Source organism: Plantactinospora sp. KBS50 (assembly GCF_002285795.1).
Taxonomy (GTDB): Bacteria; Actinomycetota; Actinomycetes; order Mycobacteriales; family Micromonosporaceae; genus KBS50.
Map to the genome: position 1 here is coordinate 6,078,173 of NZ_CP022961.1, position 21,955 is coordinate 6,100,127.

Genomic DNA, 21,955 nt, shown 5'->3' on the forward strand with positions numbered 1-21,955 from the left:
GTACACCGAGAGTCCGGGCGGTGGTCGTGGCCCTCAAGGTGGCACACCTCCTGGTGGTCGCGGTTCGCTTGACGGGTGACCGGGACGCGAGCAGCCGCGCCACCATCATCGCCGACGCCCGATGCGACAACGTGGTGGCCCTTGGTCGTCATCAGCGGATGTCCGGCTCGCCGAAGTTGCTCGCCGCGACCTGCGGCCGTACCTGCACATCGCGCACCAGCGATCCCACCTGGTCATAGAGCCGCACCCGGACGACCTGCCGAGGATCCACCAGGAGCGCACCGGCCCCGGCGTCGAGATCACCGCCGGCCAGCACATCATCCCGCTCGTCCAGCAACTCCGCGCGGGCAGCCGCCGGCGGGCCGGCCACCAGCACCCCCGCGGCACCCACCCCGGGCAGCCGCACCACCATCAGGTCGGGCTGGCCAATCCCCGACGTATCCCACGTGCCGGTCGGTGATCCCGCGACTCCGGTCCGCAGCAGCCCGGCGCATCCCCCGGTGGGAAAGCACGAGCGGACCAGCACCGCCCCGGGGCCGCCGACGGACCAGTCCGGCAGCCGTCCCGCCCACACCAGCTGGGGCTCGGCCCCGCCGCTCAGGCCAGCCTTCGACATCCTCTCGGACAGGACGGTCATCGCAATTGCTCCGGTGTCCGGGCCGCCTTGAGCGGTGGCTACCGCCAAGGGAATCGCGACCCGCATTTCAGCAGGCACGGCCGGACCGGCGTACCGGACGGCACCGTCGCAACTGAACCGCCACCGCGCGTCCGGCTGTCCCGCGTACCAGGTCAGGAAGCCGTCACCCGACGTGGCGTGCCAGGTCCGCGCCACCGAACCGGACTCGGTGATCTGCCCGTTGCTGGAGGTCTCCGCGACGCACCCCGCCGGGGCGAGGCCGAACGCGACACCGTCCCGGTCCGCGACCGCCGACCATCGGCGGCCGTAGACGACGGCTGTCAGTTCCTGGGCCTGATCCGGGGTACCGGTCTCGTTCACCAGGTCGGCGCCGGAGGCGCCCGGGGCGCCCCAACCGGTACGGATCACCGCCTGATTCTCGTTCCGGAACGCCACCACCACGATCCGCGTCCCCGAGACGTCCTGTGCGAACAGCACCCTGACCCGATCCAGCGCCGGATCGACCAGCAGCCTCACCCGGGCGTCCCGATATCGCCGCTCGATCTCGGCGATCAGCGCGTAGTCGTCGGCCAGGTTGCCCCGGGTCGGCGAATCCAGCAGGCGTCGGACCATCGGCGTGTCGATTCGGCTCGGCGGCTGGTACCTGCCCGGTGCCGGTGATGCGGCCGCCCGTCGCAGGTCCGTGAGCCCTCCACCGCCGAGTACCGGCACCGCCGTCAGCACTGCTGCGAATCCTGCCACCGCGGCCAGGGCAACCCGCCGCCGGCGTCGCCGTACCCGCGCCAGCAGCCGCCGGTACGGGTCGGGACGCGGCACGACCGGCTCGGCCAGTCCGGCAAGCGCCTGTCGCAGTTCATCGTCCACCGTTCACACCTTCCCGCTCGCTCCGACGGATGTCTGCGGATCCGACTGCCGTCCGACCGGACGGATCGGATCGCTCGGGAACGGGCCGTTGCCGGGCGGGTCGCCAGGCTGAGAAAGCGCCCTGCGCAACCGCGCCAGCCCGCGGGACAACTGGCTCTTCACCGACCCGGCCGAGCAGTTGAGGGTGCTGGCGATCTGAGCCTCGCTGAGGTCGTTCCAATAGCGCAGCACCAGCACCGCCCGCATCCGTGGCGGCAGGCCGCGCAACGCGGCCAGCACCTCGTCGCGCTGCGCGACGTCCTCGGCCAGGTCGCGGGCCGGCGCGTCGCGCAGCCGCCAGGAACCCGTCACCCCGGCCAGGAACTCCCGGGAACTCAGCCGGCGCCACAGGTTCACCCGCTCGTTGACCATGATCTGCCGGAGGTAGGCCATCGGTTCCTCGACCCGCGACCACCGGCGCATCGCCCGGATCAACGCGCTCTGCACCAGGTCCTCGGCCGCATGCCGGGAGCCGGTGAGCAGGTACGCCGTCCGCAGCAGGTCCGCGTACCGGACCTCGACGAACTCGCGGAACCCGTCGTCGGCCACCCTGCCCTCCTCGCATCCGTTCTGTTCGCTGAGGAAGACCCGGGCACGCCCGGAAAGGTTGAGCGCGGCGCCGAGAATTTCGGTTCAGCTCAGGAACCCGGCTCACCTCGGCGAGCCCGACGGGCGATCGAGTTGCGAAGTTCAGCCGGCCAGGCGTACCCGGACCCGGCGGTTGGCCCGGCCCTTGCTCTCCACCTTGACCACCTGGACCCTGCCGATCTGGGCCGTGGACGCGACGTGCGTACCGCCGTCGGCCTGCACGTCCAGGCCCACGATGTCGACGATCCGGACCTCCTGCTCCTCCGGTGGGATCAGGTTGGACTGGGTGCGGATGATGTCCGGCAACGCCAGGGCCTCGGCCCGGGGCAGCACCCGGACCGCCACCGAGCGGTCGGCGGTGACCTCGGTGTTGACCAACTCCTCGATCCGGGCCTTGAAGTCCGGCGGCACCTCGGGCAGGTTGAAGTCCATCCGGGCCTCGCCCGGCTCCATGTTTCCGCCGGTCACCAGCGCGCCGAAGTCCCGGAACACCACGCCGCACAGCACGTGCAGGCCCGAGTGGGTACGCATCAGCAGCGTCCGCCGCCCGTCCTCGACCGCCCCGGTCACGGCCGTACCCGCCGGCGGCAGCGGATCGTCCTCGGCCGGGATCAGGTACAGCTCGTCACCCCTGCGGGTGCCCACGATCCGGGTCTGTACGCCCTGCCAGAGCAGCACCCCGTGGTCCGGCGGCTGTCCGCCACCACCCGGGTAGAACGCCGAGCGGTCCAGCACGATGCCCTGCTCGGGGTCGCTGGAGACCACCGTGCACCCCCACTCCCGCAGGGTGGGGTCGGCGAGGTCGAGCCGGTGGGTGTGGCCGTGCCGGGTGACGCCCATGGCAACGGAGCCTACGCGTTGAGAAACGCCGAGATGCGTTCCCGTACGTCGGCGCGGTGCGTCCAGAGCACACCGGGCCGGTCGTACACGTGCAGGGTGGCCGCGGGCAGCGCGGCGGCGACCTGCTCGGCCACCTCGGCCGGGTGCAGCGGATCACCCTGGGCGCCGATCACCAGGACCGGCGCGGTCACGGCGGCCAGCGCCGCCGCGTTGCGCACCGCGACCTGGTCGGGCAGGCCGGCCAGGGCCGGGGCCAGGCCGTCGCGGGTCAACTGGTCGAGCCGCTGGCGCAGGTACGCCCATCCGGCCGGGGTGTTGCGCAGCGCCACCGGGATCTCGTACGACACGGCCTCGGCGATTGTCGCGGGGTCGCCGTCCTCGATGGCGTCGAGCAGTTCGGTGAGGCGTTCCCGGGCCGCCGTCGGCCGGGGCCGGTCCAGCACGGCCGGCAGGAACAGCACCACCTTCTCGAAGCGTTGCGGGCTCTCCACCAGCAGCCGGCACAGTGCACCGGCGCCCAGGCTCACGCCCACGGCCCGGGTGGCCTGGCCGAGGTCCGCCACCGCCCGCAGGTCCCGGGCCAGCTCGGGGTAGCCCCACGGCCCGGCGGGCGCGTCGGACCGCCCGTGGCCGCGGAACTGGAAGAAGATTTTCGTACCGTCCACCGCGCTGCCCAGCGGCCGGGTGGTGGCGATGCCCTGGCCGAGCCCGTGCGCGAACACGGTCACCGGCTCACCCGCGCCGGTGACCAGCCGTTCGAGGCGTACCTCGTGTGGGGTGGCGACGATTTCGGTGGGGGGTTCGGGCAGGCTGGGTCGACCGTTCCGCGGGGCCGTTGGCCCCGGACCGTCCGTCCGCGGTCCGCCGTCGGGCGGCGGTGGCCAGCGGAAATCCCTCACCAGAAGCCCTTGCCGTCGGTGATGTCGCGCAGACCGACCCGGACGTCGAGCAGGTAGATCAGCGCGGCGGCGATGCCGATCAGGCCGAAGATGCTGATCGGCCCGAAGAACAGCAGGGTCAGCACCAGGCACAGGCCCAGGATGGCCAGCCAGGCGCCCTTCGGCAGGGTGCCGATCGCGGGGAACGCGTCGGAGCGTTGAGTGAGGCAGTGCACGAAGGCGACGCTCTCGACCACGAGCGCGAAGACCAGGAGCACCAGATTGATGATGCTCACGACGGACAGGTAGAACAGCGGCGCGGCTGATGCCATGCCGGCAAGCTTATGTCGACGGCCCCGGGTCCGTGCCACGTGGCACGGACCCGGGGCCGTGGTGAGTTCGACCGCGCGGGCTACTTGGCGCTCGGACGGCCGCGCTTCGCCGTACCGCTCGACCTGGCGGCGGTGCTCCTGGCCGCCGGCTTGGCGTCGGCGGCGGTGGCCTTGGCGGCCGGCTTGCCGGCGCGTGCGGTCCGGGTCCGCTTGGCCGACGCGGTCGCGGCGGTCCCGCCCGCGGTCGCGGCCGGCGCGGTCGCGGCGGACGCGGCCTCGGCCGGCGCGGTCTCGGCCACCGTGGCCGGGGTGGCGCCCACCTCGGCGACCTCGGTGCTGGCCAGGTCGGCGTTCACGGTGTCGGCGGCCTGGACCACGCCGGCGCCGATGACCCGCTCACCGCGGGCGACCAGGGCGGAGTACGCGGCGGCGGCCCGTTCCTGCGCGGCCTGCGCGTTGGTGAGCACCACCGCGGCGTTGCGGATGGCCACCTCCCGCAGCCGGTCGACGTCGATGTCGGCGGACCGGCCGCGCAGCGTCTGCGCGGTGTCGGTGGCGGTCCGGTTCACCGTACGGATCGACTCGGTGGCCCGCTGCCGCAGCTCGCTTCCGGTGCTGGTGGCACGGCCGCTCAACGTGGTGACGACCGCCGGGAGGCGGCGGCGCAGCGATTCGTACGCGAGTTCGCCGGCGCCCGCGGCGGCGTAGAAGGGCGCGGGGATGCGGCTGGTCCTGGGCTGGTTCATGACTCCTCCTCATCGGCCGCACGGGCGGCCTCGCGGCTGGGCTGGTCCGGCTTGCGGGCCGCCCGGCGGGTGGTCGTCCGGCGGGTGGTCGTGGCTGGGGGACATCCGGCGTTCCGGCCTTCTCCGCCGGGGTGCCGGTGGCCGGTGACGGCGCGGCGCCGGCCTCGGTCACCGCGACCGAGTCGAGCACCTCCGCGGTCGGGTCCGGCTCGGCCGGTACCGGCCCCGCGGCGGCGGCACCGGCCGGGGCGGCCCCGGCGTCGGTGCCGGTGCCGGTGCCGGTGCCGGTCCCGGTCCCGGTGTCGGTGTCGGTCCCGGTGTCGGTCCCGGTGTCGGTGTCGGTCCCGGTGTGCCGGGCGTTCTCCCGGCGGAAGGTCTCGTAGATCTGGCTCAGCGACTGCTTCTGCGGCATGGTGAGGTCCGGGTCGGTCGCGATGGCCGCGAGCACGCCCTGGCCCTCCTTGTCGTCGAGCAGACCGGCCCGCAGGTACATGGCCGGCGTCGAGACCCGTAGAGCGCTGGCGATCTGCTGCAACACCTCGGCGCTCGGCTTGCGCAGACCCCGTTCGATCTGGCTCAGGTACGGGTTGCTGACCCCGGTCTGCTCGGCGAGCTGCCGCAGCGAGATCTGGGCGCTGCGCCGCAGGTCGCGGATGAACCCCCCGATGTCCCGGGGTAGGTCCTTGGGTGTGGCCATGCCCCCACGCTAGCCACCGCCTGCTAACTCCTGCAAGCAAAATGCTTGCAGGAGTTAGCGGCGTCACTCCGGCCGGACGGGATCAGCCCGGACCCACCCGCTCACCAGAGCGGACGCACGCTGCCCACCGGCTCGCCGCCGCCGTACACCGTGCCGGCGGCCAGCTCGTCCAGCACCGGCGCCCGCACCCCGAGCCGGGACAGCGCCGCGGCCAGCACCGGCATCCGAGCCCGGCCCGCACCGTCGTCGATCTTGAGCGCCACCGCGCCGACCCCCGGCACGGCCACCGCCTGTACTCCCTCGGCCCCGCCCTTGGCCAGCAGCCCCGGCACCCCCGCCATCAGCCGGGTGTCCTCGGCGAGCGTCCCCGCCACCTGCTCGGGATGCGCCCGCATCGCATCCGCCACGGTCCGCCCGGCCGACCCCGGATCGGCGTGCACCAGGCGCAGGAAGGCGGCGGCCAGTCCGGTCAGCGAGAGCGCCAGCACCGGAGCCCCGCAGCCGTCCACCCCCACCGCGGCCACCTGCTCCCCGGCGTACTCCTGCACGGCCGCCCGGATCCGCTCCTGCACCGGATGCTCGGGCCGCCAGTACCCGTCCACCGGCCAGCCGTTCTCCTGGCAGGTGAGCAGCATCCCGGTGTGCTTGCCCGAGCAGTTCATGTACACCCGCCCGGGTCCGCCGCCGGCCCGGTACAGCGCCGCGCGGGCCAACCCGGCGATCGGCAGATCGGGCGGGCAGCGCAACGCCGAGTCCGGTAGGTCGGCGCCGGCCAGCAGCTCGCGTACCCGGCGCACGTGGAAGTCCTCCCCGTGGTGGCTGGCCGCGACCAGCGCGAGATCCGCGGCGTCGGCCAGCCGGAGACCGGCGGCGATCATGCCGGCCGCCTGCATCGGCTTGTTGGACGAGCGGGGGAAGATCGGCGCGGTGACGTCGCCGGCCGCCGCCAGCACCGAGCCGGCCGCGTCCAGCACCACCACCGAACCCCGGTGGATGCCCTCCACGAACCCCGACCGGACGACCTCGGCGAGCGGCACACCGCCCTGGTAAGTGTTGTACACGGTGCCGAACGTTACCGACCGGCGTCCGGCCGTCAGCCCCGGGCGGGGATGCCCAGCAGCTCCCGGGCCTCGCCCGGGGTCACCGGCGGCCGCTGGGCGAGCTGGGCGAAGGCCACCGCGCGGGCCACCAGCTGCATGTTCGACTCCACCGGACGGCCCTTGGCGTACGTGACGGTGTCCTCCATCCCCACCCGCAGGTGGCCGCCCGCGGACAGCGACGCGAGGATCACCGGGATCGTGCCGCGGCCGATACCGGTGGCCGAGAAGGTCGTCCCCGCCGGCAGGTCGCGCAGCGCCTGGCAGCAGGCCACCAGCGCCGCCGCGCTCGCCGGCATGCCACCCGGTACGCCCATCACGAAGTCGACGTGCACGTGTCCGCCGGCCGGCAGGCCGTACCTGCCGAGCAGCCGCTGCAACGCGGTGAGGTGACCCAGGTCGAAGATCTCGTACTCGGGGACCACCCCGCGCTCCTGCATCCGGGTGTGCAGGTCGACGATGAACTCCCAGCGGTTGAGGAACACGTCGTCGCCGAAGTTGACCGTGCCCATGGTGCAGGAGGCCATCTCCGGCCCGGCGTCCAGCACGGCCAGCCGGTCGCGCTCCGGGTCGGTCACCGCGCCGCCGCTGGAGAGCTGCACCACCAGGTCGGTGGACTCGCGCAGCGCCGCCACGGTGTCGCGCAGCCGGCCGAGGTCCAGCGTCGGCCGGGCCTCGCCGTCCCGGATGTGTACGTGGATCACGGCGGCGCCCAGCGCCTCGCACTCCTTGGCGGTGCCCACCAACTCGTCGAGGGTGACCGGCAGCGCCGGTACGTCCGCCTTGGTCGACTCGGCACCGGTCGGTGCCACCGTGATCAACGTCCCTGTCGTCATGGCCGGATCCTAGCCGCCGGTCCCCGGGCCGCCGGTCGCTCGATCGCCGGTCACTCGATCGCCGCGGCCACCTCGCCGACCAGCAACGGGGCGTCGTCCGCGACGTTCCGCTTGAGCACCGCGAGGGCGATCGGACCCAGCTCGAAGTGCTGCACCGCCGAACCGACGAAGCCGACCGATCGGCCCGCCGTGGTCACCGGCGTCCCCGACTCCGGCAGCCGGTCGCTGGCCGAGCCGTCCAGGTGCAGCAGGACCAGCCGGCGGGGCGGCCGGCCCAGGTTGTGCACCCGGGCCACCGTCTCCTGGCCCCGGTAGCAGCCCTTCTCCAGGTGCACGGCCGGTCCGACGAGATCCACCTCGGCCGGAATCGTCCGGTGGTCGGTGTCCCGGCCCACCCGCGGAATCCGGGCGGCCACCCGCAACGCCTCGTACGCCCACAGCCCGGCCGCCGGCACGCCGGCCTCCCGCAGCGTCCCCGCCACCTCGTCGATCCGACCACGGGGCACCAGCAGGTCCACGCCGAGGCGGACCCGGCGCGCCCAACCACCGCCGGGCAGCTGGCTCACGTCGTACCGGGAGGTGGGCCGGGCCGGCACGGAGCCGGCGGCGAACTTCGAGGCCGGCACCTCGACCAGATCCGGCGCGGCCAGGTCCGCCACGCCGAGCGCCGCCGCGGCGGCCGCGGCCCGCGGGCCGACCAGGGACAGCAGCGCCCACTGCGCGGTCACGTCCGCCGGGTCGACCCGGGTGAAGAACCGCATCTTGAGCAGGTAGTCCAGCAGCCCGGCGGCATCCCCCGGCTCGGTGTCCAGCCAGGTCGTCGTGCCGTCCTCGGCCACCATCGCGTGCTGCTCGATGTGCCCGTGCGGGGACAGCACCAGCAGCTCCGAACCCTCCCCCGCCGCGATCGTGGCGAGGTGCTGGGAGGTCAGCGTGTGCAGCCAACCGGCGCGTTCCTCGCCGGGCACCGCCAGCACCCCGCGGTGTGAGCGGTCGACCAGCGCCACATCGGTCGCCGCCTGCCGCTGCTCCCGCAGCGGATCGCCGTAGTGCGCCGCCACCGAGCCGACGCCGGCCGCCGCGTGCTCCGGATCCGGCCGGTCCCGGGTCCGCTCGTCGATCGCCTCCACCGCCACCGCTCCGGACAGCTCGATCATCACTACTCCCCACAGTTTCCGCAGACGCCGAAGAGCGCCACATGCCCGATGTCCACCTGGAAACCGCGCTCGGCCAGCAGCCGGTCGGCCACCGGGCGCAGCAGCTCCGGGTCCATGTCGTCGACCGTGCCACAGGACCGGCAGACCAGGTGCACGTGCTGGTCGTCGTCGGCCGCGTGGTACGTCGGTGCCCCGTGCGACAGGTGGGTGTGCCGGACCAGCCCCAGCCGCTCCAACAGCTCCAGCGTCCGGTAGATGGTGGTGATGTTCACTCCGGCCGCCATCCCGCGGACGGCCGTGTGCACCTGCTCCGGGGTGGCATGCCCCAACTCGTGCACGGCACGCAGAACGAGCTGCCGCTGGGCGGTCAGCCGCAGACCTCGGGATCGCAGCAGTTCGGCAAGGTGCGTTTCGGACACGCTCCGAGCATAGTTCGCCGGCTACCATCGGCCGGATGTCCGGTAGCCAGGTCGTCGCGGTGCTGGGCCGGGGACTCGTGCCGGCCGGCGAGCCGGTCGTGCGCGCCGACGACCGGGGACTGCTCGGCGACGGGCTGTTCGAGACCCTGCACGTCCGGGACGGTCAGCCGTGGCTGGTGGCCGAACACCTGGCCCGGCTCGCCACCGGAGCCGCCGCCATGGACCTGCCGCTGCCGCCGGTCGCGGAACTGGTCGAGCTGCTGGCCACGGCCTGCGCCCGGTGGCCGGCCGGGATCGAGGGCACGGCCCGGCTGACCTGCACCCGCGGCCCCGCCGACGGGACACCCGCGGTGGCCGTGGTGATCACCACGGTGCCACCGGCCGCGATCCGCGCCCGCCGGGACGGCGTCACGGTCCGCACCCTGCCGCTCGGCGTCACCGCCACCGCCCGCCGCGACCTGCCCTGGCTGCTGGCCGGGCAGAAGACCCTCGCCGCGGCGGTGAACGCCGCCAGCCGGCGGTGGGCCGCCGCCAACGGCGTGGACGACGCGCTCTGGGTCTCCACCGACGGGTACGCCCTGGAGGCACCCAGCGCCAACGTGGTCTGGCTGGACGGCGACACCCTGTGCACCGTGCCGGCCGGCCCCACCGGGGTGCTGCCCGGTGTGACGGCCGCCTGGTTGCTGGCGCACGCCGGCGAACTGGGCTGGGCGGCCGACGAACGGATGACCAGCCCCGGCGACCTGCGGGCGGCGACCGGCGGGGCGTGGCTCACCTCGTCCGGCCGCGGCCTGGCCGAGATCCGCCGGCTGGACGGCATCCCGCTGCCGCCGTCGAAACACACCGACCGGATCCGTACGCTGCTCGGCTTCCCCGCACCGGCGCCCGCCGCCTGACGGCCCCGCGCCGGCACCCGGGCGCCGGGATCCTGGCGCCCGGTACCGGGACCGGTCAGCCGCCCACCCGCAGCAGCCGGGCGGACAGGTGCGGCGAGAGGCCGTGCCCGACCGCCGCCATCTCCTGCGCGTAGAGCAGGGCGCCCTCGACGATCCCGAACAGCCGCTGTCCCGCGGTGACCTCCTTGGCCGTGGCCGTCCGCAACACCGCGTCGGTGGCCATCTCGATCCGCGTACCGCTGACCCGGCCCAGATACAGCTCCATGATCCCGGTCGGGTTGCTGAGCAGCACCTCCAGGTCGTCGGTGGCGCGCTCGCCGTCCATCACCGGCCGCCACCAGCCGACCTCCCGACCCAACGGCCGGACCGGCTTGCTCTGCTCGTCCAACAGCCAGGCGCGGGACCGGTAGTGCAGGAACGGCCGCCCGTCGTGAGCGATCTCGATCTCCTGCGCGTAGTCGAAATCCTCAATGGTGGGATAGCCGCCCCGGCCGCGACCCCGCCAGCGGCCGATGTACGGCAGCAGACCCAGCAGCGCCGGATGCAGGTCCGGACCCACCCGCAGGTTGTACGTCTCCTCGAACGGGTACGGCTCGACCGGCGGGGCGTTCAACCACGGAGGCTGCATCGGGTTGTCATCCGACGGGGTGCTCGCGCTCACCAGCGTCCTCTCGATATCTTCACAGCCAGATAGACCAGGCCGCCCGCGAGCGCGCCAAACCCGGCGACCAGCAGGCTGACGAACCCGATCTCGGTAACCATCGCGCCCATCCTATGCTGGCCAGATGGCACGTACCCTGATCGTCAAGGCCACCGCCGGTGCCGACGCGCCCGAACGCTGCGCGCAGGCGTTCACCGTCGCGGCCACGGCCGTCGCGGCCGGCGCCGAGGTGTCGCTCTGGTTGACCGGCGAATCGACCTGGTTCGCCGTCCCGGGCCGGGCGGAGGAGTTCGAGCTGCCGCATTCCGCGCCGCTGGCCGAGCTGTTGCACGTGCTGCTCAGCAGCGGACAGGTCACGGCGTGCACCCAGTGCGCGGCCCGACGCGGCATCACCGAGGCCGACGTGCTGCCCGGGGTACGGATCGCCGGGGCGGCCGCCTTCGTGGAGGAGGCGCTGGCCGACGGCGCGCAGGCGCTGGTCTACTGACCGCCCGCCCGCGCGGCACGGACCCACGTCAACCAGGGCGCGATTCGGAGCCGGGCGCGGCTTTGCGTCCCGCTCGCACCCCGCGTCAACAGCCGTGCGAGACGGCGACCCGGGTCTCGCCGTCGACGGTCTCGACCAGCACGCCGAGCGGACCGGCGCGATAGCCGTACGACTGTGGGGTGTCCACCAGCACGGGGCCGGCGCCGGCCAGCGACCGCAACCCCGCCGCCAGGCCGCCGGTCGGGGTGCCGGGACCGGCGGTCCGGGCCGTGTACGCGGCCCCACCCGCCGGGCAGGTCGCGCTGGACCAGTCCGGGTCGGCCGGTGCGGCCAGGCCGAGCGCGTCGAAGACCCGGTCCAGTTCGCCCCGCGCCGACGACCGGGCCGCCGCGACCGGTGCCGGTCCGAGATCGACCGCGGACGCGTCCGGCCGGCAGCCGGTGGCCACGGTCAGCTCGATCCGCCCCGGCGCGGTGACCCCGCCGGTGATCGCCACGAACTCCCCCGCGTCGGCCCGCAGCCGCGGCCCGGGTCCGGCCGGCAGCGGGCGCGTGCCGGCCCGGTAGGCGGCCGGCAGGCCGTCGGAGATCCGGTCCAACAGCTCCGCGGCATCCTCCGCGCCGGCCCGGAATGTCACGGTACGCGCCAGACTGGCGCCGTCCCGCGCCACGCTGAGCCGGCAGCCGCGGTCCAGCCGGGGCGTACCGAGTTCCACCAGCGGGTCCGGGCCGGCCGCCGCGACCAGCGCACCGAGCGCCCGGTCCGCCACCGTCGCCGCGGCGCCCAGGTCCCGCTGCTCGCGTACGGTCGGGGCGTCCCGGCGTACCGAGACGCAGGCCAGGACGACCAGCAGCAGCGCCCAGCCGAGCACGACGGTCGGCATGATCCAGCGGCGGGGACGGGCGCGCGGCGGGGTCGCCGACGGTCCCGGCTGCGCCTCCGGCGGTGCGTCAGTGCTCACGCCGTCAATCGTGGCATGCGCGGTCCGCGCCGGGTGCCACCGGTCACGCCGCCGGCAGATCTGCCCGCGGACCCCAGCCGCGGCGGTCCGCCCAGGCGTCGACACCGACGGTGATGTCGGGAAACGGCGTGCTGTCGTGGCCGCGGGTACCGAGGTCCGGACGCTCCTTGCGCTCCTGCTCGTCGATCCTGATGAGGTCGGAGATGGCCTCGACGTGCAGCCGCTCGGCGTCCAGCAGGTAGTAGACGAAGGTGTGCACCGTGTCCAGCAGCGCCTTCTCCGGATTGCTGCAGGAGGCGAAGAGGCCGTTGACGGCGTCGATGTACGTCTTGAGCGCGTTGATGAGCGTGTCGATGTGCTGGTACCCCAGGCTGGCGTACGCGTTCCGGAGTCCCTCCAGCATGGTGGCGGCCTTCTTGCCCTCGTCGGCCAGCCAGCGCGCCTGGGCTTCGATCTGGGACAGATAGGTGGACACCCTGCCGGCGTACTCGTCGAGGGCCTGGGCGGCGGCGCCTTCCCAGTAGTGGTTCAGGCTCGCCAGGTCGCCACCCATCCTGGCGTTCAGCTCCGCGTAGGTGTTGGCTGCCGAGTGCACGAGATCGGCGCGGTTGTGGATGATCCCGGGCGCGGACCTCCAGGCGTGGATCATGAGGTCGGTCAACGGGAGGCGTTCGCCGGTGCCCAACTCGATCAGGACGGCTTCGAGTTGGAGCAGCATGTCGCGGTATTCATGGATGAAGGTGTCGAGCTGATCGCCCGCCCCGTTCTCGTAGTAGGTGGTGTGGCCGCCGCTGAACCACAGGTCGTTTCCGTCGGTACTGCCGATGGTGATCGGTTCCTCGACCTCCCGGATGCGGGGAAGGGTTTCGGAACGGATGGCGAGAAGGCGGTCGTTGTCGGGTGGGATCCTCACCACGGGTTGGTCGTCCGGTAGGCGCCGCTCCGGCGGCCCGGCCAGGACCCCGACGCCGCCGGGACGGGCTCGGACGGTGGTGCCGTAACCGTCGCCGAGCGGCAGGTAGGGCGACAGGTCCCGGTTGACCAACGCGAAGGTGGTGGCGACGGCCAGGTCGGTGCCTTCGTAGTCCGCAGCGACCTGGATGATCCCGTCCGCCATGCGGCTTGTTTCGTCGCCGACGGATTTCGCCTCAGCCAGCCGGCCGGCCAGCGCCGTGCCCCAGTCGCGGTTGAGCTTCCCGGAAATCCCGTCGAGCGTTCCCCAGGCCGCGGAGGGGATCGAGCCCACATCACCGAGATACCGGCGGACGGCGCTGTACACCACGGCGTCCCGGTATCGCCCGACGCCGAAGGCAAGCAGGGCTCGGGACTCGACCCGCAGGGCGCTGGTGTCGGTTGTCACGGTCATCGCCCGCGCCACGGATCGACGGACCCGTGCGCCGACTCGACCGGCCCGGGCGGCGGTCCTGGGTCGGTCGGCGGCAACGGCTCGACTCCGACCGGTGAGCCGAAGTAGTCGATGCGCAACTGCCGGTACCGCCGCCGATGATCGGCGACGACCGCGAGGAGCGCGGTGCGGATTTCGGCCGCCACCTCCGCCGGGCCGAGTTGGCGCAGCATGCCGGTGCGGACGTTGACGGCGAGTTCGCCGTCCCGGCCCCGGCTGACCTGCACCCACCCGCTGTCCGAGGTACCCACGGCGGTGATCCGGGCCGCGTCCGCGAGGTAGCGGTCAAGTTTTCCCACGGTGATGCTCCTAGTCGCTGGCTCGGAGGGTCATCGCGCGATCGATGATGCTTCGGGCGCTGGTGGTGGCATAGGCGGCGACCGACTCCTGGGACATGGTGGCGCTGCCGATCTCGGTGAGCGTGTGCGCATAGCGGCCGTCCGAGGCGACGAACATCCCGACGAAGGCCTTGCCGTTGAGCCTTTGCAGACAGGAGCGCGCGACGTCGTAATGAGCCCCGTCCGACTGGGTCACGGCCGTGCCGTAACACGGGCCGTCCGTCGCCTTCTTCCGCAGAACGGCTCCGTCGCGGTCCGCACTGATATCTACCACGATCGTTCCCTGATATTCCTGGTCAGCGGAACGGAAGTCAAATTCACAGCCCACGACGGATTTGCTCACCGCGCGATTCGGCTCGGCCCGGTCGAGGGTCCACGATCCCGCGACGGCGCGCGGCAGAGCCTCCGCGAGATCGGCACAGGACGGCACCCGCCGGTCGGTGCGCAGCGGCCCCCGGCACGCGGCGACGAGCACGCCGGGACCCAGGATGGCGACCACGGCCACGAACGTCAGGGGTCGGGCCGGCCGCCACGTCACCGCCCGGCCTCCCGCTGGACCGCCGGCGGCCCGGGCGCCGCGGACGAGCGTTGCAGACGGGCCAACGTGAGCCTGGCCGCCGCCCGCACCTGCCGGGCCAGTGACTCGTCATTGTGTCGATGCAGTCCCTGCACGTGAACCGCGATCTGCCCACCGAGGGAAGCGATGATGCGCACAGATCCGTCCGGCGAGTGGACATCCGCGTCGGGAATACCGCCCGAGGGCTCCGACCCTGCCCGCGCCGTCGGCCGGCCGGTCATCGGACGAACAATTCGTCGGCGCGTCCAACCAGCCGCACCAAGCCGTGGAAATGCCCCATGAATGCGTCTCCCACCGCAGTCCCTTAGTGGGCACTAACCCTATCAATTGCCGTATCTAGATCACTACCCAAGGTCACGAGCGCGACATCGTGGCGAGCGAAGTGCTCGGCGAGCGCCCACGCCAGAGGCCGACCGCCGATTTACCGATAGTCGCTGGTCGATCAGTCGTTGATCGTGATCCGGTAACCGACGCCCCGTACCGTCTGCACCCGCGGGCCGCCCTCCACCGCGCGCAGCCGGCGCCGCAACCGCTTCACGGCGGAGTGCAGGATCGCGGTGTCACCCAGGTAGGCGCCGCCCCAGACCGAACTGAAGAGTCGCTCGTACGTCCACACCTGCACGGGCGGGCTGGCCAGCCGGGCCAGTAGCTGGCGTTCCAGCCTGCTGAGCGCCAGCGGCCGGCCCCGCCAGCTCACCAGGTGCCCGTCCGGGTCCACGGCGAGCGGGCCGAGGACCACCGGTACGCCGGGCCGGGCCGGGGCCGTATCGGGCGGCCATGGCGACGCCCGGTCCGTACCGTCGGGTCCGGCCACCGGCGCGGCGGGAGGGTCGGGCGCGGCCGGTGCGGGCGGCGCCGGTGCCGGTGCCGGTGCCGGTGCCGGCGGTACCGCCGGGGGCAGCGCCAGCGGTTCCGGCGCGGGCGGGTCGGGTGCGGCGGTGTCGTCGGAGGGAAAGAGCATCGCCCGCAGCTCGGCCAGGTCCGAGCAGAGGACCAGCGGTCCCAGGTCGCCGAGCCGGCGCATCAGGCGCTCGCGGACGTCCCGATCCGGGGAGACGCAGACCACCAACGCCAGTTGCCCGTCCGACACGGAACCTCCCGCGGCTGTTCGTGCCTCCCAGCCAACGCGGTCCGCCTACGCCAGTCAACAGCGACAAGGGCCGATCTCTGTCCGGATTCGGGCAACGGCCGGGCGGATCGCTCCAATTTCGACCGGATACTGGCCGTGCCAGTCCATTGATCACGATGGCTGCCGCTGTCGAGCATGGCAGCAGAGGCGCTGCGGGGATCTCGGACCGTGCTGGCCAGCCCGGACGACCGGCGCCGTCGAAGTGGGGAGGAACGATGCACATCCGATCATCCGGGCGAGGCTCCCGGGCAGCATGGCGGCGGCCGGTGGCCGCGTTGGCCGCCGTGCTGCTCGGCGTGACCGCCCAACCGGCCATGTCGGCCGCGGCGAGCGCCGCGCCGGCCGGTCCGCACGCGATCGTGAACAAGAATCTACAGACCGAGGTGGCGGCCAAGGGGACCGCGAGCTTCACCGTCTACCTGCGCGACCGGGCCAGCCTGTCCGGCGTGGCCGCACTGCGCAACTCCGACGCCCGCGCCACCGAGGTGCACCGGCGGCTCACCGAGACCGCGCAGCGCAGCCAGTCGGGACTGCGGTCGCTGCTCGACTCGCGCAAGGCGCCCTACACGGCCTACTGGATCGCCAACGCGGTCCGGGTGACCGGTGACAAGGCGCTGCTCGACGCGATCGCCGCGCGCTCCGACGTGGAGCGGGTGGAGCCGGCCCGGACCTACCGGCTGGAGGTGCCGCAGCGGGGCACCGCGCTGGAGGCCGCCATCGCGGCCGGGATCGGCGCGACGAAGGCCGGCGCGACGAAGGCCGGCGCGACGACCGACGCCGGCACCGACGCCGTGGAGTGGGGCCTGGCCAACATCGAGGCACCCCGGGTGTGGGACGAGTTCGGCGACCGCGGCGAGGGCATCGTCGTGGCCAGCATCGACAGCGGGGTGCAGTACGACCACCCGGCGCTGGTCGGCAAGTACCGCGGCAACCTCGGCGGGGGCACCTTCGACCACAACTACAACTGGTACGACCCGGCGGGGGTCTGTCCCAGCGCGGCACCGTGCGACAACAACGACCACGGTACGCACACCATGGGCACGATGGTCGGCGACGACGGCGCCGGCAACCAGGTCGGCGTGGCACCCGGGGCCGAGTGGATCGCCGCGAAGGGCTGCGAGAGCAACAACTGCTCGGACGCCTCGCTGCTCGCCGCCGGGCAGTGGATCCTCGCCCCGACCGACCTGAACGGCCAGAACCCCCGGCCCGACCTGCACCCCGACGTCGTGAACAACTCCTGGGGCGGCGACCCGAACGACCCGTGGTTCGCCCAGACGGTCGCCGCGTGGCGGGCCGCCGGCATCTTCCCGGTGTTCTCCAACGGCAACGACGGCCCGGGCTGCAACACCGCCGGATCGCCGGGTGACTACCCGGACACCTACTCGGCCGGCGCGTACGGGTCGAACAACGCCATCGCCAGCTTCTCCAGCCGCGGCGCGTCCCGGCTGGACGGCGGGATCAAGCCCAACATCTCGGCGCCGGGTGCCAGCGTGCGCTCCAGCGTGCCGGGCAACGGCTACGCGAACTTCAGCGGAACGTCGATGGCCGCGCCGCACGTCTCCGGCACGGTCGCGCTGATCTGGTCCGCCGCGCCCAGCCTGCGCGGCGACCTCGCGGCCACCGCGAGCCTGCTGGACGACACCGCCACCGACGTGGACGACACCACCTGCGGCGGCACCGCCGAGGACAACAACGTGTACGGCGAGGGCCGGCTCAACGCGTACCAGGCGGTGGAGGCCGCCCCGCGCGGTCCGGTCGGCCGGGTCACCGGCACGGTCACCAACTCCGCCAGCGGCTCGCCGATCGCCGGCGTCACGGTCAGCTCCGAGGGGCGCAGCTCGACCACCGGCGCCGACGGGCGGTACGCGCTGACGCTGCCGGCCGGCGAGCACGAGATCACCGCGGCCGCGTACGGCTACGCCAGCCGGTCGGCCACCGTCACGCTCCCCGAGGGTGGCGCGGTCACCCACGACTTCGCGCTGGACGCCGCGCCGACGGTGACGGTCGCCGGCACGGTCACCGACGCCTCCGGGCACGGTTGGCCGCTGTACGCGAAGATCGAGGTCGCCGGGCGACCCGGCGGGCCGGTCTTCACGAACCCGGTCAACGGCAAGTTCTCCTTCACCGTTCCGGGCAACTCGACGTACCGGCTGACCACCACGGCCCGGTACCCGGGCTACCAGACCGTGACCACGGACGTGGCCGTCGCGGCTGCCAAAAAGACGGTGAACGTCGCCGTACCGGTGGACGCCTCCTGCACGGCGCCGGGCTACTCCGGCAGCCTCAGCGCGCCGCTGCTGTCGGAGTCCTTCGACGGCACCGACGCCCCGGCGGGCTGGTCCGTGCTGGACCGGACCGACGGCGGTGGCTGGCAGTTCGACGACCCGGGCGGCCGGGGCAACCTCACCGGCGGCGACGGCGGGTTCGCCATCGTGGACAGTGACGCGCTCGGCATCGACAGCAGCCAGGACACCGACCTGCGCAGCCCGCCGATCGACCTGTCCGGCGCGGGCGCCCCGCTGCTGCGGTTCAACAGCGACTGGCGGGCCGTCGGCATCGACGACTCGGCGGACGTGGACGTCTCCGTCGACGGCGGCACCACCTGGACCAACGTCTGGCACCAGACCGGCAGCCGGCGTGGACCGCGCGTGGAGGAGGTGCCGCTCACCCCGGCCGCGGGGGCGGCCAGCGCGATCGTGCGGTTCCACTTCGTCGGCGACTGGGACTGGTGGTGGGAGGTGGACGACGTCCAGGTCGTCAACCGCAACTGCACGGCCACTCCCGGCGGCCTGGTGGTCGGCTTCACCACCGACAAGAACACCGGCAACCCGCTGACCGGGGTGCAGGTGTCCAGCGTGGACGCCCCGGCGGACAGCGGCGTCTCGGCAGCCACGCCCGAGGACCCGAACATCCCCGACGGCTTCTACTGGCTGTTCTCCAGCCAGGTCGGTGAGCACCAATTCACCGCGACCAAGCAGCCGTACGGGACCGCCACCAAGACGGTGACGGTGGCCGCGGACGGCGTCACCCGGGCCAGCTACGCGCTGCGGGCCGGCCGCCTCACGGTGACCCCGACCAGCATCGAGTCGTACCAGCCGTACGGCAGCACCCGCAGCACCACGGTGACCGTCACCAACACCGGCAGCGCGGCGGCGTCCGTGCAGGTGCTGGAGCGGCCCGGCGGGTTCGACCTGCTCGGCCACCGCGGCGCGGCGCTGGCCGAACACAAGATGAAGGGGATCAGCAAGACCCGCACCGGGGTCCGCTACGGCGCCACCGGTAACGTCGCCGCCGCGGCACCGCGGGTCGACGACGCGTGGGCGCGGGTGGCCGACCTGCCGGCCGAGCTGTACGACAACGCCGGCGCCACGCTGGACGGCAAGGTCTACTCGGTCGGCGGCGGGTCCGACACCGGGCAGGAGCAGAAGGCCTACGTCTACGACCCGGCCGACAACTCCTGGACCACCCTGCCGAACATGCCCACCGCCCGGTCGAAGCCGTCGGCCGCCGCGGTGAACGGCAAGCTGTACGTTCTCGGCGGGTGGGCCGCCAGCGGCACCCCGGTGGCCTCGGTGGACGTCTTCGACCCGGCCGCCGGTTCGTGGAGCACGCTCTCCGGCGCCACCAACCCGGCCCCCGCTCCGCGGCCGGCACGGCGGTGGCCGGCGGCAGGATCGTGCTGGTGGGTGGCTGCTCCGACGGTAGCTGCACCGACTCGGACTCGACGGTGATCTTCGACCCGGCGACGGGCTCGTTCAGCACCGGTCATGCCTACCCGCACGTGGTGTCCTGGATGTCCTGCGGCGGCATCTCCGGCGGCGTCTACTGCGCCGGCGGGGTGGGCGAGACCGAGTACACCGACGCCTACCGGTACGACCCGGCCGGCGACTCCTGGGAGCCGCTGCCGGACCTGCCGGTGGACCTGTGGGGTTCGCAGTACACCACCGCCAACGGCCTGCTGGTGCTGGCCGGCGGCGTCACCGGCGGCTCGACCTCGGTGACCAACCGCACCGTCGGCTACGACCCGGCCGCGGGCGCCTGGCAGGACCTGCCGAACGCCCAGTTCAGCCGGTACCGGGGCGCGGCGGCCTGCGGGGCGTACAAGATCGGCGGCTCGCCGACCTCGTTCGTCGGTTCGAAGGAGACCGAGCAACTGCCCGGTCTGGACCGGTGTGCCGAGGAGGGCGACGTGTCCTGGCTGTCCGAGGCGCCGGCCAGCGTGACCGTGCCGGCCGGGGCGTCCAGGACCGTGACGGTCAGCCTGACCGCCACGGCGGAGGCCGGGGTGGACCAGCCCGGCACGTACACCGCCGAGTTGGGCTTCCGGTCGGACACCCCGTACCCGGTCCAGGACATCCCGGTGACCATGCACGTGCAGACCCCGGCGAGCTGGGGCAAGCTGCAGGGCACGGTGGTCGGGCAGACCTGTACGGGTGAAAGGGTGCCGGTGCGCAGCGTCACGATCCGGGTCAACTCGCTGAACGACCCGGGCACCGGATACACGCTCAGCACCGACGCGCAGGGCCGGTACGTCTACTGGATCCCGCGCGGCCGGTACGAGGTGATCGCGGCCAGGGACGGCTGGATCCCGGAGGTGACCCGGGTCCAGGTGCCCGCCGGGTTCGTGCAGACCCTGGACTTCGTCCTCGATCCGGTCTCGGCCTGCGGCAGCCGGGCCAGCGGCCTCTGAGTTGAACGGGAGGGCCCCCGGTCACCGCCGATGCGGTGGCCGGGGGCCCTTCCTCGTGCCCGGCGCCGGGCGCTGCCTCGCGCGGCGCTGCCTCAGGCGGCACTGTCGCGCGGCAGGCGGCCGGACGCGGTGCTGCCTCACGCGGTGCTGCCGCGCGGCAGGCTGCCGGGCGCCGTCGCGATCAGCCGACGGTGACGTCGACCTCGTTGATGCCGCGGTTGGCGGTGACGGCGGTGTCGCCGTTGCCGTGCCGGGACAGCGCCCGCAGCGTCCAGTTGCCGGGTGCGGCGAAGAACCGGAACTGCCCGGCCGAGGAGGTCACCACCTCGGCGGTGAACTCGCCGGTCGCGTCCAGCAGCCGGACGTAGGCGCCGCCGACCACCTCACCGGCCGCGGTGCTCACCACGCCGGTGATGACGGTTTCCTTCTCCAAGTCCAGGCTGGCCGGCAGGGGCGCGGCCTGGTCGGGGGCGGCGCAGCCGGCCGCGGTCGGAGCTGTCATCTCAAGCCTCCCCGGGCTCGTCGCCGAGCGCCACGGGCACGCCCACCAGCGATCCGTACTCGGTCCAGGAGCCGTCGTAGTTCTTCACGTTGCGGTGGCCGAGCAGTTCCTGCAGGACGAACCAGGTGTGCGACGAGCGCTCGCCGATCCGGCAGTAGGCGATGGTCTCCCGGCTGTCGTCCAGGCCGGCGTCCGCGTAGATCTTGCGCAGCTCGTCGTCGGACTTGAAGGTGCCGTCCTCGTTCGCCGCCTTGGACCAGGGGACGCTGATCGCGGTGGGCACGTGCCCGGCGCGCTGCGCCTGCTCCTGCGGCAGGTGGGCCGGGGCGAGCAGGCGGCCCGCGTACTCGTCCGGGGACCGCACGTCGACCAGGTTCTTGACGCCGATCGCGGAGACCACGTCGTCGCGGAACGCCCGGATGGAGGTGTCCGGCTCCTGCGCGACGTACCGGGTGGCCGGCCGGGAGACCGGGTCGGTGACCAGCGCGCGGGCCTCCAGCTCCCACTTCTTGCGGCCGCCGTCCAGCAGCTTGACGTCCCGGTGCCCGTACAGCTTGAAGTACCAGTACGCGTAGGCGGCGAACCAGTTGTTGTTGCCGCCGTACAGGATCACGGTGTCGTCGTTGCCGACGCCGCGCTCCGAGAGCAGCTTCTCGAACTGGGTCTTGTTGACGAAGTCCCGGCGGACCGGGTCCTGCAGGTCGGTGCGCCAGTCCAGCTTGATCGCGCCGGGGATGTGCCCGCCGTCGTACGCCGAGGTGTCCTCGTCGACCTCGACGAAGACGACTCCCGGCGCACCGATGTTCTTCTCGGCCCAGTCCGCCGAGACGAGTGCGGTGTCGCGACTCATCAGATCACTCCTTGCTTGCGGATGTGGTGGTGAGCCAGCGCGTGCGGGTCACTGCCCGGTTGTCTGTCGGCACGCGCGGGACCCAGGTACGGATGGATCACGGTTCGTGCGACGGCGCCGGTGCCGAGGTGAAGCGGGAGTCGGGGAGAGCTGAACCCGCCGTACGGCCGCGTCAGGCGGCCGGAAGCTGCCGCGCCGTCAGTGGACGGGGCGACACAGGCAGGTGGCCACGCGGCACAGGTCGACCGCGCGCCGCTTCGTGAGGAAGGTCCCCATGACTGGGCAGCCTACCAGCGCGGCCGTGCCCGGCCCTAGGGCCGACCACGATC

The 21,955-nt window shown here is 73.1% G+C and carries 21 protein-coding genes and 3 pseudogenes; 3 read left to right on the top strand and 21 right to left on the bottom strand.

Annotated features, from left to right (window positions below):
• Positions 1–151: 151 nt before the first annotated feature.
• The 11 genes and pseudogenes from CIK06_RS26305 to CIK06_RS26355 form a co-directional block, all read right to left on the bottom strand.
• Positions 152–1,501, bottom strand: coding sequence for a hypothetical protein (locus CIK06_RS26305; protein WP_095567055.1), 1,350 nt, complete (start codon positions 1,499–1,501; stop codon positions 152–154).
• 3 nt (positions 1,502–1,504) lie between these two features.
• The gene (locus tag CIK06_RS26310; RefSeq protein WP_095567056.1) at positions 1,505–2,089 is read right to left on the bottom strand and encodes a SigE family RNA polymerase sigma factor; all 585 of its coding nucleotides are present in this window, start codon (positions 2,087–2,089) and stop codon (positions 1,505–1,507) included.
• Positions 2,090–2,230: 141 nt separating this feature from the next.
• On the bottom strand, positions 2,231–2,968 hold the full coding sequence (locus tag CIK06_RS26315; RefSeq protein WP_095567057.1) for an alanyl-tRNA editing protein: 738 nt from the start codon (positions 2,966–2,968) through the stop codon (positions 2,231–2,233).
• Positions 2,969–2,979: 11 nt separating this feature from the next.
• Positions 2,980–3,867, bottom strand: a complete 888-nt coding sequence (locus CIK06_RS26320) for an alpha/beta fold hydrolase (protein ID WP_095567058.1) — start codon at positions 3,865–3,867, stop codon at positions 2,980–2,982.
• Positions 3,864–4,178, bottom strand: a complete 315-nt coding sequence (locus tag CIK06_RS26325; RefSeq protein ID WP_095567059.1) for a DUF2516 family protein — start codon at positions 4,176–4,178, stop codon at positions 3,864–3,866. Before CIK06_RS26325 ends, CIK06_RS26320 begins: the two co-directional genes overlap by 4 nt.
• A gap of 80 nt (positions 4,179–4,258) precedes the next feature.
• A complete protein-coding gene (locus CIK06_RS26330; RefSeq protein WP_095567060.1) occupies positions 4,259–4,924 on the bottom strand; it encodes a hypothetical protein in 666 nt (221 codons plus the stop codon).
• A gap of 115 nt (positions 4,925–5,039) precedes the next feature.
• Positions 5,040–5,621 (bottom strand): annotated as a pseudogene (locus tag CIK06_RS32660) (helix-turn-helix domain-containing protein); the annotation flags it as partial.
• Between the two features lie 101 nt (positions 5,622–5,722).
• Positions 5,723–6,682 (bottom strand): asparaginase, encoded by a 960-nt coding sequence (locus tag CIK06_RS26340; RefSeq protein ID WP_095567061.1) that lies wholly within the window; start codon positions 6,680–6,682, stop codon positions 5,723–5,725.
• Between the two features lie 32 nt (positions 6,683–6,714).
• Positions 6,715–7,554 carry a 3-keto-5-aminohexanoate cleavage protein gene (locus CIK06_RS26345; RefSeq protein ID WP_095567062.1) on the bottom strand — a complete coding sequence of 280 codons (840 nt, stop codon included), beginning with the start codon at positions 7,552–7,554 and terminating at the stop codon, positions 6,715–6,717.
• A 50-nt stretch (positions 7,555–7,604) separates the two neighbouring features.
• Positions 7,605–8,711, bottom strand: a complete 1,107-nt coding sequence (locus CIK06_RS26350; RefSeq protein ID WP_095567063.1) for a folate-binding protein YgfZ — start codon at positions 8,709–8,711, stop codon at positions 7,605–7,607.
• 2 nt (positions 8,712–8,713) lie between these two features.
• Positions 8,714–9,130 (bottom strand): Fur family transcriptional regulator, encoded by a 417-nt coding sequence (locus CIK06_RS26355; protein ID WP_095567064.1) that lies wholly within the window; start codon positions 9,128–9,130, stop codon positions 8,714–8,716.
• Between the two features lie 35 nt (positions 9,131–9,165).
• Between CIK06_RS26355 and CIK06_RS26360 the strand changes: the two genes are divergently transcribed.
• On the top strand, positions 9,166–10,026 hold the full coding sequence (locus CIK06_RS26360) for an aminotransferase class IV (protein ID WP_095567065.1): 861 nt from the start codon (positions 9,166–9,168) through the stop codon (positions 10,024–10,026).
• A gap of 55 nt (positions 10,027–10,081) precedes the next feature.
• Here the strand turns inward: CIK06_RS26360 and CIK06_RS26365 are convergent, their stop codons facing one another.
• Positions 10,082–10,654 carry an FABP family protein gene (locus tag CIK06_RS26365; RefSeq protein WP_095568149.1) on the bottom strand — a complete coding sequence of 191 codons (573 nt, stop codon included), beginning with the start codon at positions 10,652–10,654 and terminating at the stop codon, positions 10,082–10,084.
• 29 nt (positions 10,655–10,683) lie between these two features.
• A complete protein-coding gene (gene mtfM / locus CIK06_RS32225; protein WP_304528807.1) occupies positions 10,684–10,788 on the bottom strand; it encodes a small membrane protein MtfM in 105 nt (34 codons plus the stop codon).
• A 23-nt stretch (positions 10,789–10,811) separates the two neighbouring features.
• Here mtfM and CIK06_RS26370 point away from each other — a divergent pair, with 23 nt between their 5' ends.
• On the top strand, positions 10,812–11,174 hold the full coding sequence (locus tag CIK06_RS26370) for a DsrE family protein (protein ID WP_095567066.1): 363 nt from the start codon (positions 10,812–10,814) through the stop codon (positions 11,172–11,174).
• A gap of 85 nt (positions 11,175–11,259) precedes the next feature.
• On the opposite strand, the gene CIK06_RS26375 is transcribed toward CIK06_RS26370, so the two are convergent.
• The 5 genes from CIK06_RS26375 to CIK06_RS31720 form a co-directional block, all read right to left on the bottom strand.
• Entirely contained in the window at positions 11,260–12,135 is an 876-nt protein-coding gene (locus CIK06_RS26375) for a hypothetical protein (RefSeq protein ID WP_095568150.1), read from the bottom strand.
• A gap of 43 nt (positions 12,136–12,178) precedes the next feature.
• Positions 12,179–13,501, bottom strand: coding sequence for a hypothetical protein (locus CIK06_RS26380; protein WP_232533877.1), 1,323 nt, complete (start codon positions 13,499–13,501; stop codon positions 12,179–12,181).
• Positions 13,498–13,839: a hypothetical protein gene (locus CIK06_RS26385; RefSeq protein WP_232533878.1), complete on the bottom strand. Its 342-nt coding sequence runs from the start codon at positions 13,837–13,839 to the stop codon at positions 13,498–13,500. The genes CIK06_RS26380 and CIK06_RS26385 overlap by 4 nt, the downstream gene beginning before the upstream one ends.
• A gap of 10 nt (positions 13,840–13,849) precedes the next feature.
• Positions 13,850–14,377 (bottom strand): hypothetical protein, encoded by a 528-nt coding sequence (locus CIK06_RS26390; RefSeq protein WP_157756958.1) that lies wholly within the window; start codon positions 14,375–14,377, stop codon positions 13,850–13,852.
• 520 nt (positions 14,378–14,897) lie between these two features.
• Positions 14,898–15,545, bottom strand: coding sequence for a winged helix-turn-helix domain-containing protein (locus CIK06_RS31720; RefSeq protein WP_232533879.1), 648 nt, complete (start codon positions 15,543–15,545; stop codon positions 14,898–14,900).
• Between the two features lie 254 nt (positions 15,546–15,799).
• Here CIK06_RS31720 and CIK06_RS26405 point away from each other — a divergent pair.
• Positions 15,800–20,274: pseudogene (locus tag CIK06_RS26405) on the top strand (S8 family serine peptidase).
• A gap of 181 nt (positions 20,275–20,455) precedes the next feature.
• On the opposite strand, the gene CIK06_RS26410 reads toward CIK06_RS26405, so the two are convergent.
• The 3 genes and pseudogenes from CIK06_RS26410 to CIK06_RS32665 all read right to left on the bottom strand — a co-directional run.
• Positions 20,456–20,776 (bottom strand): DUF1416 domain-containing protein, encoded by a 321-nt coding sequence (locus CIK06_RS26410; protein WP_095567069.1) that lies wholly within the window; start codon positions 20,774–20,776, stop codon positions 20,456–20,458.
• A gap of 1 nt (position 20,777) precedes the next feature.
• On the bottom strand, positions 20,778–21,626 hold the full coding sequence (locus tag CIK06_RS26415) for a sulfurtransferase (RefSeq protein WP_095567070.1): 849 nt from the start codon (positions 21,624–21,626) through the stop codon (positions 20,778–20,780).
• A 198-nt stretch (positions 21,627–21,824) separates the two neighbouring features.
• Positions 21,825–21,902, bottom strand: a pseudogene (locus CIK06_RS32665) (Ms5788A family Cys-rich leader peptide); the annotation flags it as partial.
• Positions 21,903–21,955: the final 53 nt, after the last annotated feature.

Bases quoted from the DNA above. Each gene is read 5' to 3' on its own strand.
- mtfM (WP_304528807.1), bottom strand. From the start codon at position 10,788: ATGGTTACCGAGATCGGGTTCGTCAGCCTGCTGGTCGCCGGGTTTGGC.
- CIK06_RS26315 (WP_095567057.1), bottom strand. From the start codon at position 2,968: ATGGGCGTCACCCGGCACGGCCACACCCACCGGCTCGACCTCGCCGAC.
- CIK06_RS26410 (WP_095567069.1), bottom strand. From the start codon at position 20,776: ATGACAGCTCCGACCGCGGCCGGCTGCGCCGCCCCCGACCAGGCCGCG.
- CIK06_RS26330 (WP_095567060.1), bottom strand. From the start codon at position 4,924: ATGAACCAGCCCAGGACCAGCCGCATCCCCGCGCCCTTCTACGCCGCC.
- CIK06_RS26380 (WP_232533877.1), bottom strand. From the start codon at position 13,501: ATGACCGTGACAACCGACACCAGCGCCCTGCGGGTCGAGTCCCGAGCC.
- CIK06_RS26360 (WP_095567065.1), top strand. From the start codon at position 9,166: ATGTCCGGTAGCCAGGTCGTCGCGGTGCTGGGCCGGGGACTCGTGCCG.
- CIK06_RS26350 (WP_095567063.1), bottom strand. From the start codon at position 8,711: ATGATCGAGCTGTCCGGAGCGGTGGCGGTGGAGGCGATCGACGAGCGG.
- CIK06_RS26370 (WP_095567066.1), top strand. From the start codon at position 10,812: ATGGCACGTACCCTGATCGTCAAGGCCACCGCCGGTGCCGACGCGCCC.
- CIK06_RS26325 (WP_095567059.1), bottom strand. From the start codon at position 4,178: ATGGCATCAGCCGCGCCGCTGTTCTACCTGTCCGTCGTGAGCATCATC.
- CIK06_RS26345 (WP_095567062.1), bottom strand. From the start codon at position 7,554: ATGACGACAGGGACGTTGATCACGGTGGCACCGACCGGTGCCGAGTCG.
- CIK06_RS26365 (WP_095568149.1), bottom strand. From the start codon at position 10,654: ATGCAGCCTCCGTGGTTGAACGCCCCGCCGGTCGAGCCGTACCCGTTC.
- CIK06_RS26415 (WP_095567070.1), bottom strand. From the start codon at position 21,626: ATGAGTCGCGACACCGCACTCGTCTCGGCGGACTGGGCCGAGAAGAAC.